Source organism: Acinetobacter sp. AG3, from assembly GCF_022343575.1.
Lineage (GTDB): Bacteria > Pseudomonadota > Gammaproteobacteria > Pseudomonadales > Moraxellaceae > Acinetobacter > Acinetobacter guillouiae.
Window position 1 is genome coordinate 94,342 of the sequence record NZ_JAKQZD010000002.1, and the last position, 12,427, is coordinate 106,768.

General features: G+C 37.6%; 11 protein-coding genes and 1 pseudogene. 8 read left to right on the top strand and 4 right to left on the bottom strand.

The genetic code is table 11. From position 1 onward, the window contains the following. The first annotated feature begins 37 nt into the window (after positions 1-37). The 7 genes from L3V46_RS22420 (at position 38) to L3V46_RS22450 (ending at position 5,883) form a co-directional block, all read left to right on the top strand. Complete coding sequence (locus L3V46_RS22420) at positions 38-283, top strand: type II toxin-antitoxin system HicB family antitoxin (protein WP_034616947.1); 246 nt, start codon at positions 38-40, stop codon at positions 281-283. Positions 284-315: 32 nt separating this feature from the next. Further along, complete coding sequence (locus tag L3V46_RS22425) at positions 316-597, top strand: hypothetical protein (RefSeq protein ID WP_034616945.1); 282 nt, start codon at positions 316-318, stop codon at positions 595-597. Between the two features lie 26 nt (positions 598-623). Continuing rightward, positions 624-1,199 carry a DUF6088 family protein gene (locus L3V46_RS22430; RefSeq protein WP_034616943.1) on the top strand — a complete coding sequence of 192 codons (576 nt, stop codon included), beginning with the start codon at positions 624-626 and terminating at the stop codon, positions 1,197-1,199. A 184-nt stretch (positions 1,200-1,383) separates the two neighbouring features. After that, positions 1,384-1,698 (top strand): type II toxin-antitoxin system Phd/YefM family antitoxin, encoded by a 315-nt coding sequence (locus L3V46_RS22435; RefSeq protein ID WP_034616940.1) that lies wholly within the window; start codon positions 1,384-1,386, stop codon positions 1,696-1,698. Between the two features lie 248 nt (positions 1,699-1,946). Next, positions 1,947-2,360: a hypothetical protein gene (locus L3V46_RS22440; RefSeq protein ID WP_034616937.1), complete on the top strand. Its 414-nt coding sequence runs from the start codon at positions 1,947-1,949 to the stop codon at positions 2,358-2,360. A gap of 54 nt (positions 2,361-2,414) precedes the next feature. Continuing rightward, positions 2,415-4,673, top strand: coding sequence for a hypothetical protein (locus L3V46_RS22445; RefSeq protein ID WP_034616934.1), 2,259 nt, complete (start codon positions 2,415-2,417; stop codon positions 4,671-4,673). Positions 4,674-4,704: 31 nt separating this feature from the next. Next, positions 4,705-5,883 carry a hypothetical protein gene (locus tag L3V46_RS22450; RefSeq protein ID WP_239046813.1) on the top strand — a complete coding sequence of 393 codons (1,179 nt, stop codon included), beginning with the start codon at positions 4,705-4,707 and terminating at the stop codon, positions 5,881-5,883. Here L3V46_RS22450 and L3V46_RS22455 read toward each other — a convergent pair. Continuing rightward, positions 5,861-6,612: pseudogene (locus L3V46_RS22455) on the bottom strand (IS5 family transposase). The gene L3V46_RS22450 and the pseudogene L3V46_RS22455 overlap by 23 nt on opposite strands. A gap of 81 nt (positions 6,613-6,693) precedes the next feature. Between L3V46_RS22455 and L3V46_RS22460 the strand changes: the two are divergent. Further along, complete coding sequence (locus tag L3V46_RS22460; RefSeq protein ID WP_239046814.1) at positions 6,694-8,727, top strand: hypothetical protein; 2,034 nt, start codon at positions 6,694-6,696, stop codon at positions 8,725-8,727. A 214-nt stretch (positions 8,728-8,941) separates the two neighbouring features. On the opposite strand, the gene L3V46_RS22465 is transcribed toward L3V46_RS22460, so the two are convergent. The 3 genes from L3V46_RS22465 to L3V46_RS22475 all read right to left on the bottom strand — a co-directional run. Continuing rightward, entirely contained in the window at positions 8,942-9,841 is a 900-nt protein-coding gene (locus L3V46_RS22465; protein WP_034616931.1) for an EamA family transporter, read from the bottom strand. 59 nt (positions 9,842-9,900) lie between these two features. Further along, on the bottom strand, positions 9,901-11,340 hold the full coding sequence (locus L3V46_RS22470) for an amino acid permease (protein ID WP_034616928.1): 1,440 nt from the start codon (positions 11,338-11,340) through the stop codon (positions 9,901-9,903). Positions 11,341-11,397: 57 nt separating this feature from the next. Further along, positions 11,398-12,427, bottom strand: a 1,030-nt coding sequence (locus L3V46_RS22475) for an FAD-dependent oxidoreductase (protein ID WP_239046815.1), incomplete at its 5' end; no start/stop codon positions are given.

The window sequence follows — 12,427 nt, forward strand, 5'->3', positions numbered from 1 at the left end:
AATGAATGATTCAATCAGTATTTATAGGAATTCGATCATGGTGTGCAGTCCAGTATTTTATCCAGCAAAATTTGAACAAGAAGGGCAAGCGTACAACGTCTCTTTTCGGGATATTCCCGAGGCAATGACTTGTGGTGATGATTGGGATGATGCGCTACAGATGGCCAAAGATGCGCTGTTCACCAGTGTGGATTTTTATCGTGAAGAGGATCGTCTGTTACCTCCACCCAGTGAATGCCAAGAGGGAGAGATCCTGATTGCTTTGGTTCAGGCACTGATATAAATCTCAGATGGATCAAAAGTAAGGAGACCAATGTGGAAAGTAAAGAACACAAAGATTTAGAACAACACAAAGACCTAGAACAACCCGCAGATGTTTTATGTGGCGTTTGCATGGAAGCCACCCAGCTGAACCATGGGATACTGTCTGCCAAATGGGGCAAGGGGTCGAAGCATGTTGGAGAACAGTATGAACTGCATTTATGTGAGGCATGCTTCTTCGCTACTGTCGCAACGTTAAAAAGAGAGCATCGGGTGAAGCAGATGTTTAATGAGGATTTTAATGAGTCTGCATTAGAAAAATTTGGTCTGAAATAAGTAGATCAAGATGACGGATTGTGCCTATGGATGACAATATTAAAAGACTTTTAGTAGAAGCTGAATTGAAAAACTTAGCAGCAGGCTCCGTGTTTTCTGTTCAAGATATCAGTGTTGCTCTTTCTAAGAAGCAGCTATTAAGCTTTTTATCTCCTTATCTGGATCAAGGGGAGGTCAGTCAGGTTATCCCTAATATTTACTATAAAGTTAAATTCTCAAATCTTTTTAATCCGCCGAGAGCTTTATCTCCTGATCTCTCCAAAGTATTAGCCGCGATAACCCGATTAACTGGTGAGACGTTTCAATATGATGGCGGCTATTGTGCCAATCGTTTAGGGTTAAGTACTCAAGTGCCTCTATATCATGTCTTGCATACCAATGGCCGTTCAAGGCGATTCAAACTGGCGGGTGTAGATGTGGTACTGAATCACACGGATGATCAACGACTGCTTCAATACCCTTTACAAAAAGTAGGTATGGCGATCTCTGCATTGTACTATTTAGGACCAAATGTTGTGGATGATAAGATCATCAAAGCGATCAAAGATCAGTTATCACCTGAGGAGTATGCAAAGTTACTTTCAGCAGATTTGCCGAAATAGCCTATCCCTGTGTAAGCCTAAGAACTATTCCAATTTTCACTCTACCTGTCATTCCTGTTCCAAGTAGGCTATCAAGAATTAAATTACATAGTTAATATTAATATTGATATTGCATGCTTGAAATATGGTCAAATTATATGGCAAATATGATGCAATTCTTACCATATAGTATGAGGTCTTAGATATGAAGGGATTAACTTTTATTAATGGTGCGACTGTTTCTGCGACTGATGTTCGCAAATCTTGGAGTAAAATTGTTCAAGCTGTCAAAGATAGCCATAAACCTGTTTTTGTTTGTACGAACAATACGCCCGAAGCTGTTGTTCTAAGCTTTGAAGAATTTAAAAACATGCAGGAAATCGTTGAAGCTGCTCGACGTGAACAGCTAGGACAACAGATGGTTTGTGATCTGTTGGATATTGCTCAGTTAACTGGTCGGCCGATCAAACATATGCTTTTAAACAAAAAAGATGTGTTTGAAGAAGCAGAAGGGCAATAAGCATAGCTATTGGTGATATTTATGGGATTTTCGTAAGATTCCATTCAGATGCCCTTGAAGGGAAAGGGCGTTATACAGTTGGAATAACGATAAACACCACTTTTTTGGAAGAATTTTTAATTAATAAAAAAAATAATATGTTTAATATTAATAATTTGAGATTTATTTTTCAATTTATTTAAAGTTTTAGAAAATTAAATAAAAAAAATGGTATAAAAGTTTGTATATGATTTTAGATTTATTTGAGTATGATTTTTGATCAGCTTGCAACAAATACAACTGTGTTTCTTTATCAATTTATGTTTCCATTCGCTGCTAAAATTGACAAGTTGACTACTGTGAAAGCGCAGCTTAAGCGCTTAAAAAATCTTCAACCGCGAAATAGTAAAAGTAAGCAGTCCAGTTTCAAAAAACTCTACATAAAGATCTGGAAGCAAATTTTAGTTATTTTAAAAAATGAGCGAGAAGTACGTGCAAGTGTGAATTATGTCCCACAGCTACAGTTAATCCTAAGACTTGATACATTTATCGATCCACTATTCCATCAAGAAATTTTTGGTGACGACAAAATATTAAATGCTCATTTTTTTATAATTTTCTTTGATTTTCGTAATGAAGATATCAAAAAACAAGTCTTAGAAATTTTCAAATATCGATCATAATCTTTTCTTCAACACTTTGATGAAGCAGAAAATTTGAGCTGAGATTAATAAAACATGAAAGAAAACTTTTTAGAAGATTATTTGAAATTCCAGCAAACTGCTATGTTGAAAGAATTTGCTGGATTAAGTGAGGATGATTTAAAGCAAATTAATTTGCTTAAAAGTGGCGCAGCTAAGATCTATCAAAATATTGTTGAATCACGCCAAATTGGAGCCGATTATCTATATGCTGCATTCACATACTTCAGTGTTTACTTATCTTCAGAGCTTCGCGAAACACAATATCTTGTATTAAAAGTAAGTTATTTCTTTTACGCACATTATAAAGCCATGGCTCAGTTGTCTGGTTCTCACGCAAAGCAAAAAGAGATTTGTGATTTATTGCGGTATATTGCCAAACCCATTCTCGAGCAAGATCAAGATCAGCAATTAGTAGAAGAAAGTGAATTATTATTACAGTTGTATTTAAGTTTTATGCTCAATCAAGCAGATTTTGATAAAGATGTTTATCGTGCCTGGGGCAAGTACATTGAGAGTAGAAATTTTAAAGAGAAAAAAGTTTTAAAACATTTACGTGCACTGTCGATCATTTTGAAAAGACTCACACAGAAAAAAATTGTGCATAGACAACGTAAAAAGAAAAAGCATACGAAAGACTGGCCGTCTAAAAAACAACTCATCAGCTATCGCAGAAAGAAGAAAGGGCAACAAGTTTTAGTCGATTATCCAGCTGAAATTATAGCTACACAAGAAACTGTATTAGATGAAGAAGGAGATCTGGATGTATTAGACTCCAGCATTACAATACATACAACAGATCTAAGTACTGCGCGGTTTAATCAAGTACTTGATCAACATGTAGAGCATTTACTGCGACACCGCCAGCGTCGACTACAACCGTTTGTGACCAATGCTCATTATATGAGCGAAGATGTGATTCGGCATTTGGTTTATATTTTAAATCTTGAGTTGAATAATGGCCATTCGAATGAAGCAGCAATTGCTGCAGCGTGTTTACTAAGCCTCACCACAGGTCTTTCGCCAGTTGCACTACTTGATTATTCACAATTGATTGAAGAGGGTGTGCTTATTAAAAATAAGAATTCTAAGAAGCCAGAGTATCGTCTCAGGCTACACTTAGATATCACCAAACAGAAGATTGAAATTTTAAAACAACATCAGCTTAATCATACGGTCTCACACGATCTTCATCTTTCTAGCAGCTGGTTTGACTATTTAAACTTACGTGTTAACCGTGAGGTAATTACTGTCCATCACGTGAATAGATACTTGAAAAAGTGGAGTTCAAAACAGCAGATAGGTTCAATCACAGTTGAAAAATTACAAGCACAGTTGTATTTTCATGTTTTTCATCGCACATTTAATGAGTATATTGCACACGTGCTGTCGGGAAAAGATAGTCATCATGACTTGCCAAGCAGTTTTTATAATGGTGTCGCACAGCATCTTATCAATGAGCATTATTTAATTTATTTAAAAACACTCACCACGCCAGATATTGCTGCAGAGATGCAAGACGTACAACAACAATTCAAAACATATGCTCTATCTGAAGATGCACGTTTTGGTAGTCAATTGGCACTTAACCCTCGTTTCGTTACCGATTTCTTTGTTCAGTTAAAACAATTTTGTGATGAGAAAATACAATTACATCAGCATGTGATAGAGCGAGTCAATGCATATAGTGCTTGGATGTGGCATGTCAGTTTACTATGCTTAACACGACGCCCGATAGCTAACTTACTTGGTCAATTGAGTGACTATGATCTCAAATTGAAATTATTGTATGTAAACGATAAGAAAAATAGTAATTCTCGAAAGGATGGTCGCTTTATTCCTTTACCAAAGTTTTTTATTCAAGCATTCAACCGTTATATCAATTTTTTACAAAGTGTTGTCGACAACTATGCGGATTTATTAAAATTTGTATTCAGTAAAAGTATCTTGCTTGAGGATCTCTTTGGCCAGGTAATTGTTTATCCTAAAGAATTGCCAGTGACGGCTCAAGAATGGGCAAGCAAGAAAATAAAAATATGTTCACTTGATCGCAGTTGGGTTAACCGTTATCTCTCTCATTGTTTTTATAACAATTGGCATCGTCATTTTGATATGAATATGTTAGTGGAAAAAGGCGTTACATTTAATGTTATTCAAGCACTGTATGGCCATGATCAACGTGATCAAGAGTTATTTTATCGTTATTCCTCAGCTTCTGTACATCAGTACATGGTTCAGGTGACTCATGGTATTGATGACATGATCAAAGCCCTTAATATCGAACATTTATCGTGATAGAGCACCATTCAATAAAGGATAGATAATGATGAAAAAGAGTGATGCTATTTACGATGAAATTACGCAACAAGTAGGATTTATCTTTGATGAAATATTGAATCTTATTAACCAATATAGACAAGAGCCGAGGGTAGTAGATGCAAAGATTAAAGAAATTTGGACAGATTTTTATGATGGATTAATTTGCTTCTTAGATCAAAAGAAATTGAATAGAAATGTACTTAGAAAACCATATATCCAACATAGTGAAAAATGTTTCTTAAAACACCGTGAGAATTACGAAAGGAACACCGAAAATGCGTACCTAATCAAACTTCGTCCGAAAACTCAATTTATTGACCCGCCACAGCGTCAGATATTAACCACAGAGGAGCGAATTAAATTGGGACGACTGCATTTTCACATTAATGCAGAGCTTAAAACTTATTGGCGGAGCAGAACTGTAGATACGAAAACACCGCAACAGTTATGGGGGAATTTTTATCTAAGCTTAATCTACTGCTCTGGTTGTAATGATTTGAGTCAGCTGACGGCAATTGGTAATACTTTGATTGATGAGATGCAGCAGTCGAGAACGTCATTGTGCTCGAAATTATACCGCGCAGACTATAAAAAGATTACTAATCCTCTTGTTCTACATTACCGCACCCAACATCGGTATTACGGCAACCAAATTGAAGAAAAGAACATTTATCAGTGGCGTCACGTGTGGTTCAATCCTTATGCACAAATGTTTATGGAGGGAATTAAACGGCAGGGAGTACTAGCACAAAATCCGCGTTGTGTCATTGAAGCCATTATTGCTGTATTTGATGTGATCAGTGTACAAGTCGATGTATCTGAACAAATACAAGAATTAAAAAAAATATTACGATGTTCCGATCAAGCACTTATAGATATGGGAGCTTTAAAAACATTCAAACATGTAAATCTAGGTTTAGAAATTCATCCAGATTTAAGCTTGGATATGTGTTTAAGTGAGGTCTTGCAAAATCGTCTTAAGACCGTGTCACTAACACCGCAAGATCAAAAGGCCGCTTGGTTTAAGGAACAGGCCTTAACAAAAGATGATGCGTTTACTTCATCATCTCAAAGACCCTCATTACAAACTGAAGTGGCTCAGTTAGAAATGATCACGGCACATCAACAACTTAAGGAAATTCCGTTTGAACTAGGGTGTGTCCTCATTTGGCTTTGCACCAAATAAATATACAGGCTATACGAATCATAGATTTATAATTGCGTGCCAGTTTATCAAATCGAGTTGCAATAGCACGGAAATGTTTTAATCTCGCAAAAGCATTTTCAACTAAATGTCTTAATTTATATAGATATTTATCAAATTCCTTATTCGATCTCTTACTGTTTGATCTCAATGGAATAATGGGAATCATATTCTTGTTCTTGGCATATATTCTAATGTGCTCAGCATCATACCCCTTATCAGCAATGAGATAAGTTGCCTCGTCTACCGTATCAATCAGTTGTTTTGCAACTTGACTGTCGTGGACGTCACCCCCAGTGATTTTAAAATCAATCGGTAATCCATTCGCGTCGGTTGCAAGATGTATTTTTGTTGTTCGTCCACCACGTGATTGTCCAATTGCTCTTTCGAAACCATGCCGAGCTCCACTTGCATGTTGATGCACGCGTATGTAACTTCCGTCAATGAATACCCATTCTTGATCCAAGACGCCTCGTAATCTAAAAAAAATTTATCCCACAATCCCTTGCTTGCCCAACGATTAAAGCGATTGTAAGCAGTTTGCCAAGGACAAAATTCTTGGGGAATATCACGCCATGTGGCGCCTGTACGCAGTTTCCATAAGATCGCTTCCATGATATTTCTACTATTCTTTGAACAGTAACAACCGTGTAATCGCATAGTATCTTGAATTTGCTGCCAGATATCATCGGTGAGAAGAGTACGTGCCATTGAAAAAATATAGAAATCAAAAGAGCTTAAAGGAGGATTTTAAGTATTTAAAACCAATTTTTCAAATGAGGACACGCCCTAATGTTATTTGAACGTGATGAAGAAAAATCAAAACAGAACAAGAAGCGACAACGTAAAAGCGAAAGTATTAAATTGATGCGTTGGAAGCATATCCAAAAAAGTTTACAAAAGAAAAAAACAGCAGTGCATAGCAAAGAACAAAATCTTATTGAGGCCCAGCTGAGATTGTTAGGTTGGATTTTTGATTTAAAAGAGAAAAATAATAAAGTGAGTTCAATCGAGCGTTATCTCAGTAGCATGGCGAAAGATTATTTATTTCATATATATATGTATGAAGACGCGATTGAAACAATGAATACTCAAGACTATGAAGAGCTGTATGAATCCGTCCTAAATGGTATCGACGATCGTGATGAAATTCAACGCACATCGAAACCGAACATGCGTCAAGGTCGCGCTCAGTATGCATTTGGACGGCTCAAGTCATTTCATACATTCTGTATACAAAAATATGGAACTCCACAAGTGAGTAACTTTAAATACAATACTTTTCAGCGAGTACAGTTGTGTCACGCAAAGTTAGTCAGTCCACAAATTTTTAATCAATTGAAACAAAAATTGATGTTGAAAATCAACGCCTGTTCAACGTTACAAGAGCAAGAGTATATGCAGCAGCTGCAACTGATGTATTTATTGGCTTACAGACTGGGACTTCGTCTCAATGAAATTCGAGGACTTACATTCGCAGAAATTATCTGCCCTGAGCTCATCTGGAAAAATTCACAGCATAATCAAGATATACAAATTCGGATCACCTTAAAAAATAATGTATATCGAAGACTAAAAAGCCAAAATGCAAATCGTCAATTGGACCTCAATGCGGTCTTACTCAAAGACGAAATGGAATTTATTAAACAATATCTAAATACTTATTTTTCGCATATCAATCTAATTCAGCCGATTGATAAGCGGCTCGTTTTTTCGAGTAAAGGAGAAATTCTTAGCGAGTTATATATAACTCAAATGACACAAATACTCTTTAATGAAATTATAGGTAAAGATCACAATTATAGCTTTCATAGTTTCCGCCATAGTGCTGCAAATCATTTAGCTATCGCATGGTGTGGTTCAAAGGAAATGGTTATGACTTATACGGACTATACTTGGAATCATGCCAAATTGATGCGTAAATATTTATTTGGAGAATGTGCAATAGAACATGAGGGTGTGATTCAACATAAGTGGCGTCTGTTAGCAGATTGGATGGGGCATAGCTCAATTGAACAAACAGCATCTCACTATTTACATACGCTTGATCTGCTAGCGATTGATCGGATTTACAATACGCCGTGTCTAGTCCATCACTCTTTAGTAAATACATTACTAGGGGAGCAACAGACTAAAGATGAGATAGATCTGCGTCAGTATATTCAAAATAATAAGGGCTTTGACTTCTATCACCAGTCTTTAGCATTAAAGAAGTTACAACCATTCCCTATAATTAAAACCCAGTCAGATATGACGGCATCATCATATGAAATTATACGTTGTTACATTGAACGTTTAGAATATAAAGAGCATATTTGGCTTCAGCGTTGTATCTGGTTAGCTGCGAAATGGAAGTCACCCAAACTTAGTAAACTTAAGTGGGAGCAAAACAGTACAGAATCGATGGATGAGCAATATTTACTTGAATTTTACGATGATGCTCTTAAAAGAAATTTTGATCCAAAAACACTGGTTCTATTCACAGAACTAGAGCAACCTTTAAAAGCTAAAGCCTTGTCTGCTTTAGCAATCTTAATTCAACATACCAAGCTAAGAAAAAACTATATTCATTTTCAATATCGTTTTGATGAGAATAACAAACCAAAAATGAAATGGATTATGGGGGATTTTATCATCGGCATTCAGCAACTTTTACCAGATAACGTCAAGTTGAAAACGGATAATTATCCAGTGAATATTAAGCAGAAAAGCCGTGAAATTAAGGTGAGTTTTCGTGACGGAAATGAGAAAAATATTACGCTATGTGTTGTGTTTGGTTTGATGTTAGAGGCTATAAAAAACGATTATCTATGGGAAATAGCCTAAGCTATATATTTTTATTTAAAATTAGGTCTGTTGACATTTCATAAGGCTTTGTTGCACAAATACCTAACACTATAATTTTATTATGTTTATTTTTATTGAAATTCAACAAAAACATTAAAAATCAGTAACTTTCAAAATATTTATGCAATAAAGCCTAAGGAAGTTACCATACTTTTTTATATGCTTAACTTCCTAAGCCTCTTATTTAATTATTTTATGTTGTTCGGACAAGTTTACGTGAAGTGATGTGTGATTGAATTTTTTGCCCCAATAAATGCACCATTAAACCCAGCATAACAATACAAGAACCCAGCCACTGCAAAGTATTTAATTGTTCATCTAAAAATAAATAGGCAAAAATCATACTTATAACAGGCACCCAGAGTGACAATGGGCTAATTTTAGCAGCAGGATAACGTGTCAGTAGGTAGATCCATAAGCCATATCCGACAATAGTGGCAAAGTAAGCGAGAAATGCTGCAGCACCAAATCCTTTCCATGTCAGCGCATGCCAATCGGCTATGACGCCTTGCCAGCCAATATTTTGTACTGCTAAAAGTAAAAACCATAAAGGGGTAAGAATATTGCCCCATACGACCAGACCAATTGGGTTAACAGGCCCCATTTTTTTGACTACGATATTACCACAGGCCCATGAAATTGCAGAGCATAAAACCAATGCCAGCCCCATTAATGGCACATGACTATGTTGTTGACCGAATGCAATTAGCATTAAGCCCATAAAGGCAATCGCTATGGCCAACCACTGGTTCCAGAAGGCTTGTTCACGTAATAAAAATGCTGCAATCATGACAGTAAAAAATGCTTGGGATTGAACCACCAAAGCGACTAAACCTGTAGGCATTCCAGTCGCAATTGCACTGAACATAAATGCAAATTGAGAAAAGTTACTAATAAAGCCATAAAGTAATAACCATTTCCACCCGATGCTTGGAATACGAATGAAAAAGAGGGCAGGCAATAAAACCAGTAGATAGCGTAAACATCCGAGGAGCATAGGGTGTATCTCACTGACGCCAACTTTCATAAAATAAAAGTTAATACCCCAGATGAACACGACTGCGAAGGCAGCAAGTTTATCTTTTAAAAGCATATGTAATTTCCTAAAGACGTGGATGACCTGTACTTGGTACAGGTCATTGTGTTTGAGGATTAAATTTTGGTTTGTTTGGCAGGGATGAGCGTATTCAGTTGTGTACTTTGATGACGTAATTTAATTAGCTCTATGTAATCACGAATAATGAAGATACAGAACAGGATGCCTGCACTTGCGATACCGAACCAGAACGCTTTTTGAAGACCAGGAATAAAAGCCATGGCAGTAAAGATGGAAAGCATGCCGATGATTGCAAAATAACTGAGGTATGGGAAACACCACATACGAACTTTTAAACATTCAGGTGCTACACGCTCTAAGTGGCGACGCAAACGGATTTGCGAGAATGCAATCACGATATAGACAAATAAGGCTACAGTTCCATAAGATTCGACCAAGAAAGGGAAAACAGCATCTGGTGAGAAGTATGAAGCTAGAATTGATAGATAACCAAACAATGTGCTGAATAGGATGGCACGAATTGGAACACCATTTTTTGAAAGTTTAGTTAAGCTACGAGGTGCATCACCATTTTGGGTTAACGCAAACAACATACGGCTCGCAGCATAAACACCAGAATTTAAACAACTAAGCACCGCTACGAGAATTACGACATTCATAATGTCTGCAACAAACGGAATATTAAGAATTTTTAATGCACTTACATAAGGCGTCGCAATTTCTGGACTATTCCAAGGGACGATACATACCACTAATAAAATTGAGCAAACATAGAAAATAAGTACACGTGAAATTACAGATTGAGTTGCTTTGGCAACAGATTTTTCGGGGTCTTTGGTTTCTGCAGCAGCAATAGTAACGATCTCAGCACCAAAGTAAAATCCTGTTGCGGCAACAGCACCCGATAAGACTGGTCCCCAACCATTTGGCATAAAACCACCATGCTTTAACAATTCACCAAATCCAGCAGCTTGATGGTTTGGCCAAAGACCGAACATATATAAAGAACAAAGGAAAATGAAAAGACCAATCGCAGCAACTTTAATAGATGAGAACCAAAACTCGAATTCACCAAAGGATTTGACTGAGAATAAGTTCGTTGCTGTTAATAGGGCGAGTAAAACCAGACTGACGATCCATTGCGGTGTATCAGGTAACCAATAAGCAAAGAGTTTTGCACCGACAATCGCTTCTAATGCAATCACGATGACCCAGAAGTACCAATACATCCATCCCGTCATGAAGCCTGCGAGTCGAGATAAATAAGGCGAATCTTGGAAAGCATGGCGTGCATATGCATAGAAGGAGCCTGATACAGGAGAGGCGGTTGCAAGTTCACCAAGCATTCGCATCACTAAAATAATCAACACACCCGTAATCAGAAAGGACAAAATGGCGGCTGGACCTGCAGCTTGAATCACTACAGAACTACCCACAAATAACCCCATTCCAATAACACCGCCGAGTGCCATCATTTGGACATGACGAGGTTTTAAAGCACTTTTTAAACTTTGATTTGAATCTGAATCATACATGATGGATTCCCTCTTATAATTTTATAACCGAATCATTACAGATGATTGAATGTGCGCTTAAAGCACTTCATCTCTTAAGTGGTACCAGCGATATAACAATGCTTGCCCGAGTCGACGGAATGGTCGAAACAGATGTGAAGGCAAAGGGGATTGATAAATCGGAAGCTCAAATTGAGGGCGTTGTATTCCCATCACACGTTCTGCGAGACGGCGTCCTGCCATTGCGGAGAAAGACACACCATTACCACCATAACCAATAGCGTAATAAATGCTTTCCTCAGAGTTGGGTTGTACGATACGAGGCATCATGTCATGACTCACATCGACCCAACCCCACCAAGAATAAGCAATAGGTATGCCACGTAGACTTGGAAATTTGCGGTAAAGGCCTTCTTTTAAACGTTCGAGATGGACTGGATTATCCGCATCCGCACCCGTTAAGGAACTTCGACTACCACATTGCATAGATCCATCAGGGAGTAGGCGATAATAGTGACGTAAAGTTCGAGTATCTGTAATAAATGTGGTGCTATGTAAGCCTGACTCAGCACGTTCCGCTTCTGTTAAAGGGCGTGTCACAATAGAGTTGGATAAAATCGGCATGATTTTTCCAGAAAGATGCGGGTGTAAGCCGTTAGGCGTATAGCCACCTGTTGCAACCGCCACACGTTTTGCTTTGACAATACCATTTGGAGTACGTAAATAATGGATGCCATTGTGCGTTTCCCATCCAAGTACCGGACTTGAAGTGTGTACTTTGGCACCAGCAGCACGGGCACGTTTTAAATAGCCAAAAGCTAATTTTAATGGGTGTACGCCAACTCCATCGGGTTCCAACAAAGCACCTGCAGCTTCCTGATCCGCAACATATTCCTCATGTAGTTGTTCACGGCTCAACACACGAGTTTGATAGCCAAACACTTCTTTCATGACTCGGCCTTCATTTTCGAGGAAAGCCATTTTTTTTGCGCGATGAGCAATATAAAGATGTCCACCATCTTGAGCATCACATTCAATGCCGCTCACGAGGTCTTTGAAGTAATCAAAACCTTCCCGAATTTCAGCATCAAGACGTTTGGCGGTGTCT